Here is a 22215-nt window from a genome sequence, read left to right on the forward strand (position 1 = left end):
TTTGACTTGGCCAATAGAATAACCTCCCAATCGTTATATTTTTATCTTACAATAAAAAAACTGAACTGCGAAGCAAGAGTCGTACGCTCTCTCACTTACACAGTTCAGTTTACACTCCCATGCTCAAGGTTTTTAGATATTAATAAGGCTTCCACTGTAACTTTTCTGCTTCTTTAAAACGTTTCGCTACATAATCCCAGTTAACAACATCCCACCAGTTATCGACATATTTATCTTTATCGGTCTTATATTGCAAATAATAAGCATGCTCCCACACATCAAGAACAAGGAGTGGAACGACATCCCACTGACTTAAATTTTGATGTTTTTCTGCTTGAAGAATAGCCAAACGATGCGAACGAGGGGACCAGACAAGAATGGCCCAACCTGGACCTTCCACATTTTTAGCAGCTTCTGTAAAATGTTTTTTAAACGTATTATAACTGCCAAAATCATATTTGATTTGATTGAGCAAATCTCCCTTAGGTTTGCCGCCACCATTAGGAGACATCACATCCCAAAAAATTGTATGCAAGTAGTGACCTGCGCCATTGAAGGCAGCTTCTCTTTCCCAGTGACGAATTAAATCGAAATTACCGGTTTTGCGGGCATTTTCCATTTTAAGTTCTGCTTTATTTAAGCCATCAACATAGCTCTTATGGTGTATATCATGGTGTAGTTTCATAATTTCTTCACTGATGGTTGGCTCAAGTGCATCATAGGAATAGGGCAATGGGGGCAGTTTGTGCTTACCTGGTTTTACACTGTCCTTAGGAGGTGACCAGGTGTGCTTAGATTTTTTGAAATCTAATCGTTCGTCATCTATTTCGTGATTTTTGTGTTTTGTGGTTTCAGTTTCGAAATCTAATTCGGAGTCTCCTGTTCGACTAAACTTTTCTGAAAGCTGACTGTACTCATCATGTAGAATTTTACATTGTTCATGGACGTCTTTTAACTCAACAATAAGATTCTCTGTATCTTGATCAGAACGATTATTTTTAAGCAGATCAACTCGGGTTTGGATTTCTCCGAGGTCTCTTTCCCATTCATTTACTTCATCTTCTCTAATATGTTTTAATAAAAGATCTTTAGCATTAATCCATTTGTCTTTAACTGAAGTCACCCATTCTTCAATATCATATAAAGCTTGATGTACTCCTTCTTGTTCCATTAAAATCCCTCCAATTAGTCATCTGCACTATATATATGCATAAAAAAAGAATCTGCGAATAGAGAATTTGACTATGGCATTGCTGGTAACGAACGGGCTATAGAACGTAATGAAGGGCCATAGAACAAATGGGAGGAACAAATAAGAAGAGGGGCTTGTTCATATCATTGGATTACTTAAATATCTTTCACTAAAATATATATTAAATTATAAGTTACTAAAACAAAAATAGGAGAATATCAATGCAAGCGAAACTACAGGATATCGCAGGTTTATTAAATAATTATCGTAGTAGTCATCATATACCGGGGTTTGCTGTTAGCTTAATAGTTGGTGGTAAAATTGCTTATTCCCAAGGATTTGGTACGCCCGATGCTAAATCGCCTTATAATCTAGTGACTGATCGTACGCTATTTTCAATTCAAGCCATAACTGAATCTTTTACCGCAAGTGCGTTACTCCATTTAGAGGAACATTCATCGTTTGAGTTGGATGCACCTGTCGTTAAATATCTACCTTATTTTAAAAATAAAAGTGGAAATCATACTATTACAACAATCCAGCTATTAAGCCATAGTTCGGGGTATCAAGAGAATTATAGAATCACCCCTTTACTAGATAAAGAAATCTATGCATTCATTAAAAACTTACCGGATTATAAAGGGATGATCGAAACAATCACAAATATCGATCAAATGAGGAAGATAATAGCTACGCGTGAGGATATAGCGAAATATTTTGCTGATTTGAAGTTAAAATCTAAACCTGGTGTTCAGTTTTACTATTATAGTGATGCCTATATGATTGCGGCTGCGGTTTTGGAAAAAGTTAGTGGAATGTCCTGGGAAGATTACGTTTCTACTTATATCCTCGCACCGCTTGGTTTAAATGAAACATATATTAATTTACCTCAAGAGCTAGATAAGAAAAGAGTAGCTAAATACTATATGAAAGGAATAGGAGAACCAATTCAAACACCGACCCCACGTAATGTCATTGGTGCTCCAGTAGGGTCAATTTTTACAACGGCGGAAGATTTATCGAAATATTTAATGGCCCACATGGCGCCAGGCCAATTTTTATCTAAAACTAGCTTGGAAAAGATGCAGGTAAAGCAAGTGAAAATTGATGAAGAAACAGGATATGGATTAGGGTGGAAACTAAGAGACTTTCAAGGAATGAAAATGGTAGAACAAACAGGAAGTTATCCAGGAATAAGCAGCGCTGTTTCTTTTATCCCTGAAGAAAAATTTGGTTTAGTGCTGTTATGTAATACTGATATGATTCAGCTCGACAAATTGGCGCAACGAATAATTAAACGAGTGTTTAGTTAGAAAGAGGGCTGTACCAAATTAGGTGGCAGCCCTTTAATGTGTTTCAAGAAAATTAAAAAGATATACCGTGGTAATTCTAGATTTTTCCTGGATTTCTAATTGATGGTAGAGAGCGTATAAAGAGGTTTTATCCTCTCGCTTCAGTTCGAACGGATGGTGGCTGGTCAGATAAAAGAGCAGTGCCTCTAAAACGAAATTCTGAATCCGTTATTCCACCCGATAAAGATAAATTTTCCACCTTGTATCCGGATGTTCAAAGCTTTTTTCAAAGGAAAGTCCTGTTGCTTTGTAATTCTCGATTGGAAGGCCAGATAAGATGTATTCGCCCCCCATATCCTTAAGTTGTTCAGTGTTAATTGTTAAGTCTTCAATTGTCTTTTTACTGTTCTTTGTAAAGACATAGTTTTTACCAAGTTCTCCAACATACATATACAACCTGCCACCCCATGTATCAAAGTAGGATTTTAACTTATTATTTTTTTCTAATTCGGGTGCGATTATTTTACGAAACTCATGCTTATAAGTAAGCGGAAAGCTATTATTATACGTATCGAGTGTGTAAAAACCATTATATTGAGCGATGGTTGGATGCATGGCGATACTGACAAAACGGTAATCTTCTTTGTCCTTTCCAATATAGTCATCGATATTGTCAAAAAGTTCCGTAGCGTAATACTCTTTGAATGTCGGTGTGTTAAATTCCGCATATTTCAATTCCTCTGTCTGCTGAAATAAAAGCACACTTTGAAGTGCAATCAATATGACAACAATAATTTTTCCAAAACGAAATGATTTCCATAAGAGCCAGAGAGCAATGGCAAACATCATGTACCAAAGCAGCGGCCTTAAAAAATGAATTCGTCCAAAGTTAAATGTGTTAAACAAAGAAATATTATCTTTTAAAAATCGCATGCCCTCCCAGTACCAGAAAGCATAGATTAGGGAGAATACCACATTTAACATAAACAGGCTAACAAGCGGTTTAATATTTTTTTTGAAATAAACAGCAACGAAAAAAGCCACTACCACTGTTGGAAAAATAACAGCATCATGTAAATCAAGGGCATGTGTATGACTTTCGATAAAGTTTTTCCAAAAAAGCTCGATGGTTCCTGATAAATCTTTATGTCCCAAATTCATCTCGTCCCGGTGTGAAACAAATCCACTATCGATAAACATGGAATATAAAAGCATATAGTTTTTTAATAGAAAAACAGTCGTCATGCCAGCGATAGCTAGAAAAAACGGAGGATTAAAGCGTTTAGTCCGTAACCAATCGAAAAGCCAAAGTACACCCATTAAGCCGAGAAAGAATATAAATGTCAAAATAAAGCTTGAAAAGAAAGTCATCAAAAACAGATAGACCCAGTGGCGTTTTGGTGCCTTTTTTCCGTATCGTCTAATCGTTAAAAATATATGTAATGCCAGCGGGAGCCCAGCAATAGATAAAGCTCCGGAAGGCCAGTAAGGAAGCATGGCGAAACAGAGGGCGACCCCAACTGTAACAAGCGGCTCATCTTGATCACGTAATACATGTTTTTTTAATAAAATAAACATACCAAAGAAAGCAACAAACCTCATGATTGTCTGGCTGATGGTATATGCGGTAAAAGGTTCAAACAGTACGTACAGCCAAACAGCCGCGTCAAGACCAGAGGCAAGGGCACTTCTAGGGAGACCATTAATGACTTGAGGTAGGGTACTGTCAGGTAAACTGAAAATCATACCGCTTTCTGAGAGCAGTTTATACCACACAATATTCGAATCTAAATTATCATGCACCCGAATATGTGTATTTTCACCTAAAACATAGTAGGGCAACAAGTAAGCTAGGATAACTAAGCAGGCGAGAATAATTAATCTATTTGTTGTAAAATTCCTTGACACAGCTGACCACATAATCAACATCCTCTTGCTTTATATCATAGTAGATAGGAAGGCGAACTAAACGCTCACTTTCACGTGTTGTATAGCGATCTTCCCCGATAAACTTTCCAAATTGCTTGCCTGCGTATGATGAATGAAGCGGTACATAATGAGAAGCTGCAGTAATTTGTTTTTCTTTTAAAAATTTAATAAGTTGCTGACGAGTTTGTTCGTCAGTTGTTTTGATATAGTACATATGAGCATTATGTTGACAGTCTTCCGGAATAAATGGCAGCTCTACCTTACCTTCGTACAATAATGTTTTTAGTCCATCATGGTATCGAGTCCACGTTGCCATCCTATTGTCGTAAATTGTATCAGCATGGTTTAATTGAACTGAGAGATATGCAGCGTTCAGCTCACTTAAAAGATAAGAAGAGCCAATATCACGCCAAGTATACTTATCAACCACTCCTCTAACAAATTGGGAGCGATTTGTTCCTTTTTCTTGAATAATTTCCGCCCTCTCTATGGATGGTTGATGATTGATCAGTAGGGCTCCACCTTCTCCACTCGTATAATTTTTCGTATCGTGAAAACTAATTGTTCCGAAATGCCCTATCGTTCCGAGATCTTTACCTTTGTACTTGCACTGTAGTGCTTGGGCTGCATCTTCAACCACCCATAAATTATTTTCATCGGCAATTTTCATGATGGCGTCCATATCGCAAGCGACACCTGCATAGTGGACGGCGACAATTGCTTTTGTTTTTGGAGTAACTGCTTCGGCAATTTTCTCAGGATTAATATTCATCGTCTTGGGGTCAACATCAACAAAGCGAATTGTCGCCCCACGTAATACATATGCATTAGCCGTGGAAACAAAGGTATAAGAAGGCATAATCACTTCATCATTTACAGATAAATTCATTAATAGTGCTGTCATCTCTAAAGCTGCCGTACAAGAGGGAGTGAGCAATGCTCTTTTGGTATGTAATTCGCTTTCCAACCAGTTGATACATTTTTTTCCGTAAGCACCATTACCGGATAATTTACTTTCTGCTAAAGCTTGGTTTATTGTGTCCACTTCGTCACCAATGACACAAGGTTTATTAAATGGAATCAATTTATACACCTCACACACTTTGACTTGTTACAATGATGCCTGCGACAATTAAACCTAATCCAATCACTTTTTGGATTGTCACAGGTTCACCAAATAAGAAAATAGATAGTAAAAAAACGAGTCCGAAAGAAAAACTCATAAACGGATAGGCAAAACTAATATCGAACTTGGTCATCGCTGCCATCCAAAATAAAGATGCAACAAAAGCTGATAGAAACCCCGATAAAATCAATGGATCAAGTAATAAACGAAAAATAAATAATAACTTATCATGTAAATCTACAGGTAGACTACCGTATTTATCTATTCTCCACTTCATCATCAGTTGGCCGTAAACAGTAAATATAATTGTGCCAAAGATATAGAAATAGCCCATAATTACACCTCTTTGGGTGGCGGGCCAGTTAATTTATGGTACACGTCTAGGGTTTTCCTCAATTTAAATCCTAAGGAAGTAAAAAGATTCAAAGAAGCTACGTTAGCAGCCGAAATGGATGTATGTAATGTTGCATAACCATTTGAAAATTGCTTGTCACACCCCATGCTTGTGAATGGCTTGGCAAGACCTTGACCTTGAAAATCCTTTTTGATACCTAGTAGTAAAACCTTATCACCACTGAATCCGTAAAAGCCAGCCAGTTCGCCGTCATAGAGAAGAGAAAATAAATTCTTTTCTTCCATCAAGTCACCGACCCAACGCATATAGCGCTTATCTGCTAGGGAATTTGGTACATTAAAGTCACGGTGAAATCTTCCATGAATAAATGCTTCTTCGGCAATTGATAAGATTTCTTCTGTGTTATAGTCAAGGGAAAGCTCAACCTTGTCGTGACGAGTGACCCTTAAATCTTGCTTTTGACAGACGGGTTCTATCAATGAATCCATATAATAAAATCCATGTTTAATAATTTCCTCAGGATTTTCCAAAGGATCGACCTTTAAAGTGAAATGGCCTTTAAGTTCATCCGAGGCTATAAGCGCATCTTCATGTGCAGACGTTAGTTCATATGTTTCAATATTAAAAGTTCGCTTGTCCCATGGTGTTGGTCTTAAATAATCTGCCATCCTATCAACTCCTATCTTGATTTATGTTTTCCGTTTTTTCCTGGATAAGATACAAAGGTCTCGCTTTTACTTCATTGAAAATTTTTCCAATATAAAGGCCGATAATACCAAAGTTGAAGAAAATTAATCCAGCAATGAAGTAAATAGAAACCATAACACTAGTCCAGCCTTGTACTGGAACGTCTAAGAAAAAGTAGCGCACAAATAAATAGATTCCGTATACTAAAGAAACAAAGGATATTAAAAAACCAAACTGAATTGAAAAGCGTAATGGCTTATTAGACTGGGAAATAAGTACATCGGTTCCAAGCGAAATTAATTTTTTAATGTTGTAAGATGATTTTCCTACTGTTCGCTCATCATGCTGGATCGGGACGTAAGCCGTTTTGAAGCCCATCCATTGGATAAATAAAGGAAAAAGGCGGTTTTGTTCACGCATTTGTCTAAATCCTGTTACGACCTTTTGTGAACTGATACTAAAATTAGCGACTGTATAATCAGCAGATCTTTCTGCTAAATAGTCATATACTTTATAAAAAAACTGGGATGATTTGCGTTTAAGCCATTTATCTTGGCGTAACACCCGATTACCAAATACAACATCATAACCTTCAATTGCCTTTTCATAAAGCTTTGGAATTTCTTCTGGGCGGTCTTGCAGGTCACAATCCATGACAACGACCCAGTCACCGTAAGCAAAATCAAGGCCGGCAGTAATAGCGTTATGTTGACCGAAATTCCGCGATAGATTGATGCCTTTAATATGCTCGTTATTTGCACTTAGTTGAACAATTGTTCGCCAAGCTGAATCTGGGCTTGCATCATTAACTAGGATAATTTCAAACTCGGTTGTTATAGATGTTAGGGTTGTCTTTAGCCGGCTGCATAACTCAGCAAGACATGCTTCACATCCATAAACAGGTACGACTATAGAAATCAGGGCGCTACTTTTGTCCATTGGTCAACATACCAATCTACTGTTTTTTTCAAGCCTTCATCAAAAGATATCTCAGGTGCCCAGCCTAATTGTTCACGAATCTTTGTATCATCCACAGCATACCGCCTGTCGTGTCCGAGTCGGTCTTTAGTAAATGTAATTAAATCTTTAAAACTGCCGATGTTGCTTGATATGTCTAAATCATCTTTCATCCTATCCAGTATGTCACAAATTTTCATCGCTACATCGATATTCGTTTTTTCTGTTCGTCCACCAACGTTATAACTTTCCATTACTTTACCTTTATGAAAAATAGTATCTAATGCGTTACAGTGATCTTCAACATAGATCCAATCACGTATATTTTCCCCGTCGCCATAGATTGGAATTGGTTTCTCCGCTAACGCATTAGAAATAATTGTCGGGATTAATTTTTCTTGATGTTGTTTAGGTCCGTAGTTATTAGAACAACTTGAGATAACAATATTCATTCCATATGTGAAACCAAAACTTTTCACAAGCATATTAGCTCCAGCTTTCGTTGCGCTATAGGGATTGCGAGGGTCGTAAGGTGTTTCCTCTGAAAACATCCCATCATTTCCTAGCGAGCCGTAAACTTCATCTGTCGAGATATGATGGAATCTATTTTCGCTTAATAGATCAGCTTTTCCCCACGCTTCTTTAGCGGCTTCTAAAAGTGTGTACGTACCTAAAACATTGGTTGTAACAAAAGAAGTTCCATCTTCAATGGATCGATCAACATGAGATTCGGCTGCAAAATGAACCACTCCTGTAATATTATGTTCATTGAAAAGGGACTTAACAAGGATGCTATCCGCAATATCACCTTCAACAAATGAATAATTAGGCCTGTTTTCCACTTCTTTTACATTTTCTAATGTCCCGGCATATGTTAACTTATCTAAATTGAGAATATGATAATCAGGATATGTGTTGACCATATGAACGACAAAATTGGCACCAATAAAGCCAGCACCACCTGTTATTAAAAGTGTCGGTCTCTGCTTACTCATTTTGTACCAACCCCAATGCCGGATGATGATCAAGTGTGTCCCAATATTGATTTGTATGTTTTCGGTTGGCGATTTCCATCATATATTGTCCATAATCATTCTTATGCATGGACTGTCCGCGCTTATATAGTTCATCTCGACTGATATGGCCTAAATAGTAAGCTATTTCTTCTAAGCAAGCTAACTTGAATCCCTGTCTATCTTGAATATTCTTTACAAATTCAGAGGCCTCGAAAAGAGCATCGTGAGTCCCAGCATCAATCCATGCAAATCCGCGTCCCAACAACTGAACTTTGAGTTGATCTTGTTCTAAATACTTTTTATTGATATCAGTGATTTCCAGTTCACCACGACCAGAAAAGTTCAATGTTTTAGCCATATTAACAGCTTGATGGTCGTATATATATAACCCAGTTACGGCAAAATCTGATTTTGGGGAATCAGGTTTTTCTTCAATCGAAATCACTTTTTGTTGGTTGTCAAACTCAACCACGCCAAAACGTTCTGGGTCTTTAACACGGTATCCGAACACAGTAGCATATTCATGATTTTTAATAGCTTGTCGGAATAGGTCTGTAAATCCTTGCCCATAAAAAATATTATCTCCTAGAATGAGAGTCACATCGTCTTTACCAATAAAATCCTCAGCAATAATTAATGCTTCAGCAATTCCATTTGGTTCAACTTGTTCTTCATATGCTATTGAAATACCAAGAGACGACCCATCTCCAAGCAATTCTTCAAACCTTGATTTATCTTCTTCAGTCGTAATAATCATAATGTCTTCAATTCCACCAAGCATTAAAACAGATAATGGATAATAAATCATTGGTTTATCATAAACTGCGAGCAAATGCTTGTTCATACTATCGGTACTTGGAGATAGCCTTGTCCCGCTACCACCGGCTAAAATAATTCCTTTCATTTTGAAAAACCTCCTATAACCTAATAGTTGAATTTAGTTAAGAGAGAAACTCCCTCCTTTACCATATAACCTGTTTGTTAAAAGATAGTCTTTCATTTAGATTACAATTTAGTTACAACTTTACCAACGATTTTGTTAATGCTTTTAGTATGAGTTATTATAATAATTTCTATTAGTAAGCAATTTTAACATAATTGAGATAGGTGTGAAGTTGGTTTTTTAAGAGAGCAAATAAAAGTTATTGATATTTATCTAGTGAAATGGTACTATAAAAATATAAATATGATATTGATCACATGTTACTAATTCGATTAGGCATGGTGGTACTTCTTAGAGGCTACATCTGTCTCTACGTGCCGCCATGCCTTTTTTGTTAACGTTTAACAACAACATAACAGGGAAAACGTTCAGTATATATTGTGTGAGCATCATCATAATAATGAATAAGCATGTAATTATGACGATGAATGATTTAGTTGAGAAGGAGAATGAATTATGTTAAAAAATTTATTTAAAAAATCATCAGAAAAAGAAAAGTTAGAAATATATGCACCATTAAATGGGAAGGTAGTCAAGCTCGAAGATGTGCCTGATCCTGTCTTTAATCAAAAAATGATGGGGGAAGGAATAGCCATTATGCCAAGTGAAGGAAAAGTCGTTTCCCCTGTTGAGGGTAAAATTGTTCAAGTCCCTGAATCAAAACATGCTGTCGGTATTGAAGCCACAGACGGGACAGAAATACTTATTCACGTTGGGCTTGAAACGGTTGCATTAAAAGGAGAAGGATTTACTGTGAACGTTGCAGCTGGTGATAAAGTCTCAGTTGGCAATCAATTAATGAAATTCAATCTTGATTATATTAAAGAACATGCAAGTGATAGCGTCACTCCTATTGTGATTACAAACAGTGGTGATAGCGATAAAGACTTCGTTATGACAGAGGAAAATGATGCGGTTGCTGGTGAAACAGTCCTTATAACTGCTTCTGCAAAGTAATTAACCATAGACTCGGGCAAGGATGAATGAAATGAAAATAACAAAGGTATTAAATAACAATGCAGTTATCGTAATGGATGACAATCAGGAAAAAATAGCAATCGGGTCTGGTGTTGGTTTTAATAAAGACAAAAAAGATATCGTTCAACAAGATAAAGTGGAAAAGCTTTTTATCTTAAAGGAAAATGAAAAACTACAGCAACTTCTCCTTAGAATTCCTGAAGAGCATTTTATGCTTGCTGAAGAAGTTATTGATTATGCCGAAAGTTATTTAAACACAAAACTCAATGAACATATACGCATTGGTTTAACGGATCACCTTTCTTTTGCCATTGAAAGAGAAAAGGAAGGGATCCATTTAAAAAACAAACTGCTTCAAGAAATAAAAGTTTTGTATAAAAAGGAATTTGAAATTGGTCTTTGGGCAGTAAATCATGTAAATGAGAAACTTAATTTAAATATGCCTATTGATGAAGCTGCTTTTGTAGCTCTTCATATTCATACAATGAAAATTCAAGGAGGTGATTTGCACGAAACGGTCAGACAGACAGCGATTGTCAGAGACATGATGGATACGATTAAAACATTTTTAAATATCAACATTGAAGAAGACGATATTGCATATGAGCGTTTAATAACTCATTTACGTTTTGCTTTAACTCGTAGTAAAAATCATGAAGCACATACGATGGATGACGAGATGTTCACCATGATTAAACATAAATTTAGTAAAGCCTATCAATGTGCTCAGCAAGTTGCTTATAATTTGTCTGACAAGCATGGTATAGAACTACCCGAAGAAGAATTAGGCTATATCACACTCCATATTGAGAGACTTAGGAAACAATAGCACTTTAATTAATGTACTTACTTAACTAATTTTCAGCAGAGTCAATAGGAAACATATTAAAAAGAAGTAGGGGGAAAATAAAATGATGAAATGGTTACAAAGTCTAGGCCGGTCATTAATGTTACCGGTTGCAGTTTTACCAGCAGCAGCTATATTAGCTGGTATCGGTAACTGGATTTTAGGATTTTCAGATGATAATATCGTCGGCTCATTTCTACTAACCGCTGGAACATCCATACTAGATAATTTAGGTTTACTATTTGCGGTTGGTATTGCGATAGGATTATCGAAGGATAAACATGGTGCTGCAGCGCTCAGTGGGTTGGTGGGCTTCTTAGTAGTAACAAATTTGATTTCCACAGATTCAGTCGCAAGCCTGCAAGGGATCGATGTTGATGCAGTCAATGCTGCCTTCGAACAAAATGATAACGTCTTTATTGGTATTATTACTGGTGTTATTTCAGCTTCTATGTACAATCGCTTTAGTGGCGTTAAATTGCCGGACGCATTGGCGTTCTTCAGTGGTAAACGACTCGCTCCAATTATGTCTGCCGCAGCGATGGTTGTGTTAGCAGCTGTGCTTTACTTTGTATGGCCTGTCGTTTATTCTGGACTAGTTGCATTTGGTGAATCAATTAGTAGTTTAGGAGCAGTTGGTGCTGGATTGTACGGCTTTTTCAACCGACTTTTAATTCCAACAGGATTGCACCATGCCCTTAACTCAGTATTCTGGTTTGATGTTGCAGGAATTGATGATATTGGTAAATTCTTATCTGGTGAAGGTGAAAAAGGAATTACTGGAATGTACCAAGCCGGGTTCTTCCCAATTATGATGTTTGGTCTACCAGCGGCAGCACTTGCTATGTATCATACTGCTAAAACATCTCGTAAGAAGACAGCTGCTTCTTTAATGTTAGCCGCTGCGATTGCTGCATTCTTTACTGGTGTAACTGAACCTCTAGAATTCTCATTTATGTTCTTAGCACCTGCTTTATATGTAGTGCATGCTCTTTTAACAGGTCTATCTTTATTCGTTGCAGCAACGTTCCAATGGACGTCTGGATTCGGATTTAGTGCAGGTTTTGTGGATTACACATTAAGTTTCACAAACCCACTAGCTAATCAGCCAATTATGCTTGTTGTTCAAGGTCTTGTCTTTGCAGTAATTTATTACTTCCTATTCCGCTTCTTGATTGTTAAATTCAATTTTAAAACCCCAGGTCGAGAAGAAGGAGATGAAATTGAAAATACAGAGGAAGTTGAAGGTACAACTGTTCCTTCTGAAGGTGATAAAACAGCAGTTATGGCTAATACAATTTATGAAGGACTTGGTGGCGACGAAAACGTTACGTCTGTAGATTACTGTACAACTCGTTTAAGAGTTGAAGTAAAAGATATGGATAAAGTTGATGAAGGTAAAATCAAGTCAACAGGCGTACCAGGTACAAATGTTGTAGGTACGCATAACATCCAAGTTATCGTTGGAACAAGCGTTCAGTTTGTTGCCGATGAAATAGAAAAATTACGGAAATAGAAAGACTAAATCGTAATAAAGCCACATAAAACATAAAGAGTCAGATAGATCATCTTATGATGGACTGTCTGACTCTTTTTAATAAAGAAGAATCGTTTAGTTAATCATTCAATCTTCACAGGTTAAAATTAACAGAAAGCCCTCAGTAAAATAAGTCAGGATAAATCAAGTGTTCAAGTTGACTTTTGATTAAACGATTCTGAGGACCCAGACACATCGAGTCATAAGGTTGTTCTCGTTAATGTTTTTGTTTTTTAACATTCATTTGATATAAACTGCGATATAGTTTGAACAAAGACTTCTTCCCGCATTGTTAAAGTAAGCGATAAGATGAACGCTGCGGAAAAAACGCTACGCTTTCCGTGGGCGGCTGATGAGCCTCCTCGAGCTACGCTCTGCGGGGTCTCATCTAGGCCTCAGCTCCCACAAAGGTTTTCGGTGGGGCGAAGCTTGCTGCAGCCCCAGGAGTCTCCGCGTTTTTTCCTTCGCTTATAACAGCTTTCTCTCATAGTATGAAGGTGTCTGTAATAATCAATCTTCCCAAAAATACTTAATTGTGAATCGTAGAGTCTATAATAGCGTAGGCAGAATACGAAGACTCCTCGAAAATACAAAACAATTTTCTTCGTGCGATGTAATGCTTCGAAGATTTCCTTGTCCTATGGGAATAGCGCGAGTCTGAAGACCCCGCAGCGGTGGGTTTTCCGTGAGGAGGCTGAAGCCGTGCCCATGGAAAGCGAAGTATTCTGCCGAAGCGAGGTGTACGCACTCAATTTGTCAGAATAAAAAGAGATGCATTATTAATGTGTCACCATGTCGCAGTTTATATCTTTTGTGTAATAAAACTATAATTATCTTCGATTGAGCGTTTAAATCTTAATTCTTTAAAAAGTTGTACTACAAGATTGTCAAGTAGATTATTTGAAGTATTCTAAGGTTAAAACGGTTTTCTGTCTTTTATTGGTGCGAAAGTTGAGTTAATTATTATTCAAAAACACTTAAGACTTTTGCTATTTCCTCACTGGATAAAGCTTTACTCATATCTCGGTCAATTCTTACTCCTGAACCAATATGATATTCACTTGCTCCGATTTCTTTGTGTAAATGGGCTAAATTATCAGGAGATACGCCGCTACCTACTAATATTGACGGACCATTTAACTTTTTAGATAGTTTAACGAGTTCATGAAGTTCTGAAGTTGCGTTTTCTGCTTTATCTTTCCCACCTGAGGTCAAAATGCGTTTTACGTTCTTTTTATATTGATTTAACACTTTGTAAGCTTCGACTTGTGAGGACACATGGTCAAATGCACGATGAAACGTAATATCAAAGTCAGGCGCATGCTCAATCACTTTATTTAGCAATTTTTCATCTACTTCACCTTGTTCAGTGATTGCTCCGAAAACAATTCTATTACCACCCAATTCTTTAATTGCAGAGATATCTTCTTTCATCGTTTTCCAGTCTTTTTGATCGTACACGAATCCATAACTATGAGGCCGAATCATGATTTGGACCGGAATGTTCACGCTGTTTAAGACATTCTTGATTGTGCCGTAGCTCGGTGTTAACCCACCTTCGAGCATTGCACTAACAAGCTCAACACGGTCTGCGCCAAGTTTTTCCGCTTGTAATGTATCTTCTTTATTTAATGTTATAACTTCAATTTTCATGTTAAACACCTCGTTTTTATTTTTCTGTTAAGGGAGCTTTGAGAATTGTTCTATTATTTCTTCCTCGGGTTGTTTTTGAATACTTAAGTGAATTGTAGATAGCTTCTTCCGTTACATTAGCGGTTGCTTTAAAAATCTGATTCATTAAAACTGAGTCATCTCGGACAAAGTTTAAAGAATTAATTGTAGTATCACTTTCATGTGTTAATGGATTGGCTGTCGAAAAAGCAATGGCTATATCACCACTGCCGTTAGCCATATAGCTTCCGGTTCGACCAAGGCCAGCCGTACACCGTTTGGCCATGCGTTTTAATTGACGATCGTACAGTGGGGCATCAGTAGCAATAATCATCATAATTGACCCGTCTGGTGTTTCTAAATCGGCACTGTTACCTTCAAAGAATCTGGATTCCTCTCGTTTACCGAAATTACTGAGGATTAGACAGGCGACTGTATAAGCGTGCTCTTCATCTGAAACAACTCTTGAAGCGGAACCAATCCCACCTTTATAACTAAAACAGACCATTCCTTTGCCAGCTCCGACTGCACCTTGTTCAAGAGGCCCGTTTTTCGCACTTTCGATGGCTTTTACAGCATGATGTGGTTTAACTGATTGGATGCGCATCGAATTAAGATAACTATCATTACATTCACCAACTACGATATTCAGCGAACTCGTGGAATCGCCAATGTCTTGATTATGATCAAGCATATACTTTAACGTACCATCAAGAACGGCACCGATACCAAATGTATTGGTTAGCATGATGGGTGATTCAATGACACCCAATTCATTAACTTGCACAAGCCCGCATGATTTTCCAAATCCATTAATAACATGAGTAGCAGCACGCACTTTTTTCGTGAATAAATTTTCTGGATGTGGCAGGATAGCTGTAACACCTGTACAAATCATATCATCGTTTGGAAGGGATTCATATAGAGTGGTGTGACCGACACGCACACCTGGAACATCCGTAAGTGCGTTATATTTTCCTTTTTCCATGTCATTCACCCACTTTCCTTTATCACAATATTACTTCAAGTATAACAGGCTTTTGCTGGGAATTCTAAATTGAACTTGGATAGTCATTTATTGTTACTTTTTCGAGTGAATTAACTGAAAAATACTCAAAAAAGTGAAAAAGTCATGAAATTAAGTCTTCTTTCATGAAATTTTCATAAACGTTTTATATTATTAAAGTTGGAAAGAAAATTATGGAGGAATCATATGCCATCAGCTTGGATGATTATGTCGATTGGAATTGTCATTATCAGTTTTATTGTCGGAATGATTTTTTATTATTTGGTCAGTCCTTTATCTACGTCCATTAAAAAAGAACAGCTTGAACAAATCTTATCTTATACAATTAATTTGGTCATTTACATATGGGTCGGTAAAATACTTATTAATATACAAGCGTTTATGAGCGACCCTTTGGCTGTTTTAGCATATCCGAGCAATTCGGGTGCACTTTATATTGCGGTATGCCTACTCGCAGTGAATGTTCTTTATAATATTTGGAAAAAGAATTTTGATGTTAACGGGTGGTTACAAGCCTTTGCGCCAGTATTACTTGCGTCTTCTTTCACGTATGAATTTATTCATTTGATTCAAAAGGAGAGCACATTTAGATTGAGTTATCTAATCTTATTAATGGCTTTATTGATTGTATTTATTTTATTTCAAGAGAGGCTAAGGGCAGATATTCTACCCTCTTTATTATTAGCTATATGGGCTGCTGGCCTTTGTGGATTGTCAATTATTCTCCCCTATATTACGATCTTCGGATATACCATTCATATATGGTTTAGTTTAGTGTTATTTGTTACGTTTGTTTGTTTAGGTTATTACATTTATCGAAAGCAGGTGTCTTGATTGGGTATTATAGAAACAGATACAGTATTGTTAGCGGGGATATTGCTTGCGATGGGAGCTGGGGCATTATCTTTTTTATCTCCTTGTGTATTGCCTATTTTTCCAGCTTATTTATCGTATATTACCGGTATCAGTGTAAAAGAGCTCCAGGGGAAACATGATGTTAAAATTAGGAGTAAATTACTAACTCACTCGGTTTTCTTTTTACTAGGTGTGTCACTAATATTTATTGGGTTAGGAGTTGGAGCCTCATTTCTTGGTCAATGGATTCAAAATTTATTGGTCGGAAATTCAGGGTTACTTATCCAACGGATCGCTGGGATCTTTATTATAGTGATGGGTTTATTTGTTGCAGGATGGATTAATATTCCCGCTTTAATGAAAGAAAAAAGACTTCAATCAAGTAAAAAGCCAGTTGGTTACTTAGGTACATTTTTTGTAGGACTAGGATTTGCTGCGGGTTGGACACCGTGTATAGGGCCTATATTTGGTTCTATACTGTTACTAGCGGCAAGTAATCCAGGCCAAGGTGTTGTCTATACATTTATGTATGTGATTGGATTTGCATTGCCGTTTCTTATTTTGACATTCTTCCTTGGATCGACAAGATGGATTGTCAGACATAGTGGAATTATTATGAAAATCGGTGGCGCTATTATGATTCTCATGGGACTTGTTTTATTTACAGGTCAAATGCCACGAATTTCCGAATTCTTATTAAAACTAGTTGAAGGAACTTGGTTAGAAAAATTAGGATAAATAGGCGGTGATATTTTTGAAGAAAAGTATTTTAATTATCATTATAGTAGCTGCGGTCGGTTGGGCTGTTTATGATTTTGTTATTAGCGGTGACAGTGCGAAAGAAGAAGTAGAAGAAAGTGGTGTTGAAGTTGGACTTGAAGTTGGTGATCAGGCTCCAGATTTTGAACTTGAAACCCTTGAAGGTGATTCAGTCAAGCTATCTAATTTAAGAGGAGAACGAGTAATGGTAAACTTTTGGGCAACATGGTGTCCTCCATGCCGTGCTGAAATTCCTGATTTACAGAAATTCCATGAAAATGAAGATATCAATATTTTGGCAGTTAATTTAACAGATACTGAGAACAGTTACGATAATATACCGAAATTTGTTAAAAACTTCGGTATGGAATTTCCGGTATTAATGGATGAAGCTTCAGAAGTAGCGACTAAATATGAAATTCAGCCTATACCAACATCTTATATGATTGATTCTGATGGGATCATTCAGTATAAAGCCATGGGTGCGATGAATTATGATTTAATGATTCGTGAATTTGAGAATATGAATTAAGACATATTCTTAAGCTTATAGAGGTGTCAATATGAAACAAACAATTCTAGTTGTTGAAGATGATCAAATGATACGCAATCTGATTCGTTTATATTTAGAAAAAAATGATTATCAGGTGGTGGAAGCTGCTGATGGCGAAGAAGCGAAAGAAACTTTCTTAGCCCATTACCCTTGTTTAATAATCCTTGACCTAATGCTTCCTAAGATGAGTGGTGAGGATTATTGTGAATGGGTCAAGGAACAGGACTCTGAAGTTTCCATTATCATGTTATCGGCAAAAACACATATTGATGATCGGATCTCAGGCTTACAGATGGGGGCGGATCATTATATGACGAAACCCTTTAATCCTGATGAATTAATCGCTAATGTGGAAGCCGTACTTAGAAGAACGGGGCAGTACTGCCAAAAGATTGTCTGTGAAGGTCTCAGTATAATGCCACGCAAAGGGCAAGTATTACTTTATGGTGAAGATGTCTTCTTAACGAGTCATGAATTTAAATTACTTTATTTGTTCATGCAGCAACCGAACATCGTTTTTTCTAGAGAACAGCTAGTGGATGAGCTTTATCCAAATGCCGAAAAAACCGTTCTCGATAGAACCATTGATGCGCATATTAAAAAAATCAGGGAGAAGATAGAAGAAACAACTGCTTCTCCTAAGCGCATTCAAACAGTACGCGGAATGGGGTATAAATTTGTCACATCTTAAGGATTTGTTACCAAAAGGATTACTTTGGAGGATATCTTTAATAAATATTTTAGTTATCACTGTGACAGTAGGATTAAGTGGCTGGGCAGTATATCACACTGCTTGTTTTTTAGCTGGGGGCTTTGGAAATTTTGGAACATTACGTCAGCAACAGTTTAATTCCACTTTTCTTCAATATGTCATAATATTTGGTGTTATTGGCCTTGTAGTGGGTAGCTTATTACATTTTTATTTAATAAAAAAATTACTTAAACCTATAAGAGAACTTATAATTTCAACTAAACAACTGAAAGAAGGAACTTTTCCCGAACGCATTCAATTTTATAGTGATGACGAGGTTGGACAGCTTGTGGAACAATATAATGGGTTAATTATACAATTGCAAAAGAATGAGGAAGAGCGAACAAAACTCGTTTCAGATGTTTCTCATGAATTTCGTACCCCGTTATCCAATTTAAATGGATATTTATATGCCCTTAAGAGTGGTGCAATTAAAGGAGATGAAAAAATTTATCAATCGTTATACAATGAAGTTAATCGGTTGACTCATTTAATAGATGATATTGATAAATTGAAAGAATGGAATCACATTTCAACTCAGGCTTATTCGAATAAATCTAGGGTGAATATTAAAGAACAGATTGATCAATGCGTGGATATGTTTGAACTTACACTGGATAAACAGCAAATATCATTAGATTCACAAGTAGATGAACAAGAACTCATTATAAATGTTGAGGGTTTTCAACAAGTATTAAGTAATTTAATTGACAACGCCATACGATATTACGAAGGAGACTCAGCCATTCAACTAACAGGATTACAACTTGTTGATTCTTATAAAGTAAGTGTCTGTGGACCTGGAGCAGCAATTCACCAAGACGAAGCAGAAAAGATTTTTAAAAGATTTTATCGAATTGATGAATCGCGAAATGACCAAACAGGCGGCTCAGGATTAGGACTATCGATAGCCAAAGAAATTGTAGAAAAGCATGGAGGCGACATCGGACTGATTCCTGGCGAATATAAAAATACATTCTGGTTCACACTGCCATCTTCTAGTTAAGATGGTTTTTTATTGTAGAGACTTAGAAACGTCTTTTGTACGTGCTAATTATTTTGTGTTTCCTAAAACATAGAAAAATATTCAAACCTACGATAAACTATAGTGTAGACTATTATTTTGTTCGTTGAGGAGGAAGATTATTGAAATTTTTAGGTTATCAAATCCTAGCGATAGGAATCATATGGACCGGCATGATTTTCTTTTTTAAAGATATGGATACTGTTGGTCAATATATTTTTTACGGAGTTACATCATGGCTGCTTTTTTTAATTGTATTATTTATAAAGCAGTTTATTAAGAAAGAAAATTTTGGCCCTGATAAAAATGATCAGCAGCAATAAGGATGGATGACTAATGCTAACGATTGAGCATTTAAATAAATCTTATGGAGATAAAGTTTTATTTGAAAATATATCATGTACCATTGCAAGCCAAGAACGCATAGGGCTCATTGGTGTAAATGGAACGGGGAAATCAACGTTTTTGAAAATTATCGCAGGCATAGAATCAGCTGAAGCAGGAACGATTAATCATGCTAAGGATTATAAAATTAAATATTTGAAACAGGATCCAGATTTAATGCCTAACTTGACCGTGCTTGAGCAAATTTATTATGGTGATTCAGATATTATGCGAGCGATGAGAGAGTATGAACAAGCTTTAGTAAACATGCAAGAGGATGCTTCTAATGAAAAGCTTCAAAGTCGGCTCATGACCATGCAGCAAAAAATGGATGAATATGGGGCTTGGGATTCAAATACTAGCGCCAAAACAATTTTATCGAAACTAGGAATTACTGACTTTAATCGAAAAGTAAAAGAGCTTTCAGGTGGTCAAAAGAAGCGTGTTGCCATTGCTAAAGCGCTGATTCAACCTGCAGATTTACTTATATTGGATGAGCCAACCAACCATCTGGATAATTCTACAGTTGAATGGCTTGAAACATATTTGGCATCATATAAAGGTTCTCTTTTGCTTGTCACTCATGATCGTTATTTTTTAAATAGGGTTACGAATCGAATCTTGGAATTAGATAAAGGAAAACTCTTTCATTATGAAGGAAATTATGAAGTGTTTCTTGAAAAGAAGGCAGAACGAGAAGCATTGGAAGAAAAAAGTGAACAAAAACATCATAATACTTTAAGAAATGAATTAGCCTGGTTACAACGCGGAGCTCGAGCGCGATCTACAAAGCAAAAAGCAAGAATTGAACGCATTGGTGAGATGAAAGAAAAAACTTTCCACACTGAGACGAAAAATATTGATTTTCAGGCAGGAAGCGCCCGTCTTGGAAAAAAAGTCATCGAGTTGAGGGCTATCTCGAAAGCTTTTGAAAATAAATTGGTAATCGATGGCTTCAATCATCTATTTACGCCGGGTGATCGATTTGGAATTATTGGGCCGAATGGTTCTGGAAAAACAACGTTATTAAATATAATGGCGAAACGACTATGTCCAGATCAAGGAGACGTTGAGGTTGGAGAGACAGTCAAAATTGGTTATTACACACAAGATGACGAAGAATTAGACGGCGATTTGCGAATCATAGAATATATCAAAGAAACTGCTGAAGTTATTCATACGAAAGACGGAGAAGTGATCACAGCGGAACAAATGTTAGAACGCTTTTTATTTTCCCGGCCGCAGCAGTGGACATATATCCATCGCTTATCCGGCGGTGAAAAAAGAAGACTTTACTTATTAAAAGTATTGATGACGGAGCCGAATGTCTTGTTTTTAGACGAACCAACAAATGACTTAGACACTCAGACATTGGGTGTACTTGAAGATTATTTAAATAGTTTTCCAGGTGTTGTTATTACTGTGTCGCATGATCGGTACTTTTTGGATAGGGTTGTTGATCGGTTATTCATCTTTAAAGGTAAAGGTAAAATTGATTTATTTTATGGGAATTATAGTGATTACCTTGCCTATGAGGATAAACAACCTACGCAGCAAGTCAAACACCAAAAGCCTAAGAAATCTTCAGAAAAGGTTCGTAAACAACCGAGAAAAAAACTATCCTATAATGATCAAAAAGAATGGAATACTATCGAGGATGACATCATGGTAATGGAAGAGGAAATTGAAGCGGTAAGTTCTAAAATTGTCGATGCGGGCAGTGATATAGAACAAGTTCAAGATTTATATAAAGAACAACAACAACTTGAACAGAAGCTTGAGGAAAAAATGGAACGATGGGAAGAGCTCTCGTTACTTGTAGAAGAAATAGAAGCGAATAAATAATCTTAAATATAGGCTAAAAATAGATTTATAGCTGTAAGAATGAATGGTTCATCACTCCACACGATTACTACGGAAAACATTTCGTTTTCCGTGGGCGGCTGATGAGCCTCGGGCCAACAGGATGTTGGTCATGAAGGCGCCCCCCACAGGACGTCGCGAATTTAGCCTTCCATCATTCATGACGCGCTGTGGGGGCGCGTCTGACCTCACCTCTCACTGGACAAGTAATACTTCGACAGCAATACAACGCGATTTTTTCAAGGGGTCTACGTATTTTTCCTACGCTGATTTAAAAAGTGTATATTAAAAGAAATATCCGTTAATATGTTCGCTTTTACATTAATTAAGATACTTATGTCCCAGCCTCTTTTCCTACGATTAGTCAAGTCTAAACCTTATAAATTCAATAAGGATTTATTGATTGAAAAAATTTGGCATATCAAATAAACCCCATGTATTTAATTTTTTAAACTGTGGGAAGATATGT

At 36.7% G+C, this 22215-nt stretch carries 21 protein-coding genes; 11 read left to right on the forward strand and 10 right to left on the reverse strand.

Annotated elements, in window-relative coordinates:
• Positions 1-139: 139 nt before the first annotated feature.
• Positions 140-1171, reverse strand: a complete 1032-nt coding sequence (locus tag KQI49_RS17625; RefSeq protein ID WP_216490899.1) for a superoxide dismutase — start codon at positions 1169-1171, stop codon at positions 140-142.
• A 242-nt stretch (positions 1172-1413) separates the two neighbouring features.
• Here KQI49_RS17625 and KQI49_RS17630 point away from each other — a divergent pair, with 242 nt between their 5' ends.
• The gene (locus KQI49_RS17630; RefSeq protein ID WP_216490900.1) at positions 1414-2505 is read left to right on the forward strand and encodes a serine hydrolase domain-containing protein; all 1092 of its coding nucleotides are present in this window, start codon (positions 1414-1416) and stop codon (positions 2503-2505) included.
• A 207-nt stretch (positions 2506-2712) separates the two neighbouring features.
• Here KQI49_RS17630 and KQI49_RS17635 read toward each other — a convergent pair whose 3' ends face one another.
• The 7 genes from KQI49_RS17635 to rfbA are packed head-to-tail and all read right to left on the reverse strand — an operon-like array spanning position 2713 to position 9458.
• Positions 2713-4404, reverse strand: coding sequence for a DUF6044 family protein (locus KQI49_RS17635; RefSeq protein WP_216490901.1), 1692 nt, complete (start codon positions 4402-4404; stop codon positions 2713-2715).
• Positions 4367-5506 carry a dTDP-4-amino-4,6-dideoxygalactose transaminase gene (gene rffA, locus KQI49_RS17640; RefSeq protein WP_371817601.1) on the reverse strand — a complete coding sequence of 380 codons (1140 nt, stop codon included), beginning with the start codon at positions 5504-5506 and terminating at the stop codon, positions 4367-4369. Before rffA ends, KQI49_RS17635 begins: the two co-directional genes overlap by 38 nt.
• Position 5507: 1 nt before the next feature.
• On the reverse strand, positions 5508-5873 hold the full coding sequence (locus KQI49_RS17645) for an EamA family transporter (protein ID WP_216490902.1): 366 nt from the start codon (positions 5871-5873) through the stop codon (positions 5508-5510).
• A gap of 2 nt (positions 5874-5875) precedes the next feature.
• Positions 5876-6562, reverse strand: a complete 687-nt coding sequence (locus tag KQI49_RS17650; RefSeq protein WP_216490903.1) for a GNAT family N-acetyltransferase — start codon at positions 6560-6562, stop codon at positions 5876-5878.
• Between the two features lie 4 nt (positions 6563-6566).
• On the reverse strand, positions 6567-7520 hold the full coding sequence (locus KQI49_RS17655) for a glycosyltransferase family 2 protein (RefSeq protein ID WP_216490904.1): 954 nt from the start codon (positions 7518-7520) through the stop codon (positions 6567-6569).
• A complete protein-coding gene (gene rfbB / locus KQI49_RS17660) occupies positions 7499-8533 on the reverse strand; it encodes a dTDP-glucose 4,6-dehydratase (protein ID WP_216490905.1) in 1035 nt (344 codons plus the stop codon). Before rfbB ends, KQI49_RS17655 begins: the two co-directional genes overlap by 22 nt.
• Positions 8526-9458: a glucose-1-phosphate thymidylyltransferase RfbA gene (gene rfbA / locus KQI49_RS17665; protein WP_216490906.1), complete on the reverse strand. Its 933-nt coding sequence runs from the start codon at positions 9456-9458 to the stop codon at positions 8526-8528. Before rfbA ends, rfbB begins: the two co-directional genes overlap by 8 nt.
• 495 nt (positions 9459-9953) lie before the next feature.
• On the opposite strand from rfbA, the gene KQI49_RS17670 reads away from it, so the two are divergent.
• From KQI49_RS17670 to nagE, 3 genes are all read left to right on the forward strand, one after another.
• The gene (locus KQI49_RS17670; RefSeq protein ID WP_216490907.1) at positions 9954-10454 is read left to right on the forward strand and encodes a PTS sugar transporter subunit IIA; all 501 of its coding nucleotides are present in this window, start codon (positions 9954-9956) and stop codon (positions 10452-10454) included.
• 31 nt (positions 10455-10485) lie between these two features.
• Positions 10486-11304, forward strand: coding sequence for a PRD domain-containing protein (locus KQI49_RS17675; protein WP_216490908.1), 819 nt, complete (start codon positions 10486-10488; stop codon positions 11302-11304).
• A gap of 82 nt (positions 11305-11386) precedes the next feature.
• Entirely contained in the window at positions 11387-12838 is a 1452-nt protein-coding gene (gene nagE / locus KQI49_RS17680) for an N-acetylglucosamine-specific PTS transporter subunit IIBC (RefSeq protein WP_216490909.1), read from the forward strand.
• Positions 12839-13822: 984 nt separating this feature from the next.
• Here nagE and KQI49_RS17685 read toward each other — a convergent pair.
• Together KQI49_RS17685 and KQI49_RS17690 are read right to left on the reverse strand one after the other, a co-directional pair.
• Positions 13823-14512 carry a copper homeostasis protein CutC gene (locus tag KQI49_RS17685; RefSeq protein WP_216490910.1) on the reverse strand — a complete coding sequence of 230 codons (690 nt, stop codon included), beginning with the start codon at positions 14510-14512 and terminating at the stop codon, positions 13823-13825.
• Positions 14513-14528: 16 nt separating this feature from the next.
• The gene (locus tag KQI49_RS17690) at positions 14529-15518 is read right to left on the reverse strand and encodes a DmpA family aminopeptidase (RefSeq protein WP_216490911.1); all 990 of its coding nucleotides are present in this window, start codon (positions 15516-15518) and stop codon (positions 14529-14531) included.
• A 225-nt stretch (positions 15519-15743) separates the two neighbouring features.
• Here KQI49_RS17690 and KQI49_RS17695 point away from each other — a divergent pair, with 225 nt between their 5' ends.
• From KQI49_RS17695 to KQI49_RS17725, 7 genes are all read left to right on the forward strand, one after another.
• On the forward strand, positions 15744-16391 hold the full coding sequence (locus tag KQI49_RS17695; RefSeq protein ID WP_216490912.1) for a hypothetical protein: 648 nt from the start codon (positions 15744-15746) through the stop codon (positions 16389-16391).
• Positions 16392-17150, forward strand: a complete 759-nt coding sequence (locus KQI49_RS17700) for a cytochrome c biogenesis CcdA family protein (protein WP_216490913.1) — start codon at positions 16392-16394, stop codon at positions 17148-17150.
• Between the two features lie 7 nt (positions 17151-17157).
• A complete protein-coding gene (locus KQI49_RS17705; RefSeq protein WP_371817602.1) occupies positions 17158-17703 on the forward strand; it encodes a TlpA family protein disulfide reductase in 546 nt (181 codons plus the stop codon).
• A gap of 31 nt (positions 17704-17734) precedes the next feature.
• Entirely contained in the window at positions 17735-18415 is a 681-nt protein-coding gene (locus KQI49_RS17710; RefSeq protein WP_216490915.1) for a response regulator transcription factor, read from the forward strand.
• Positions 18402-19481: a sensor histidine kinase gene (locus KQI49_RS17715; RefSeq protein ID WP_253286920.1), complete on the forward strand. Its 1080-nt coding sequence runs from the start codon at positions 18402-18404 to the stop codon at positions 19479-19481. Before KQI49_RS17710 ends, KQI49_RS17715 begins: the two co-directional genes overlap by 14 nt.
• Positions 19482-19621: 140 nt before the next feature.
• Positions 19622-19822, forward strand: a complete 201-nt coding sequence (locus KQI49_RS17720; protein ID WP_216490916.1) for a hypothetical protein — start codon at positions 19622-19624, stop codon at positions 19820-19822.
• A gap of 13 nt (positions 19823-19835) precedes the next feature.
• Positions 19836-21728 carry an ABC-F family ATP-binding cassette domain-containing protein gene (locus KQI49_RS17725; RefSeq protein WP_216490917.1) on the forward strand — a complete coding sequence of 631 codons (1893 nt, stop codon included), beginning with the start codon at positions 19836-19838 and terminating at the stop codon, positions 21726-21728.
• Positions 21729-22215 lie beyond the last annotated feature (487 nt).

This window comes from Virgibacillus sp. MSJ-26 (assembly GCF_018918075.1).
Lineage (GTDB): Bacteria > Bacillota > Bacilli > Bacillales > Amphibacillaceae > MSJ-26.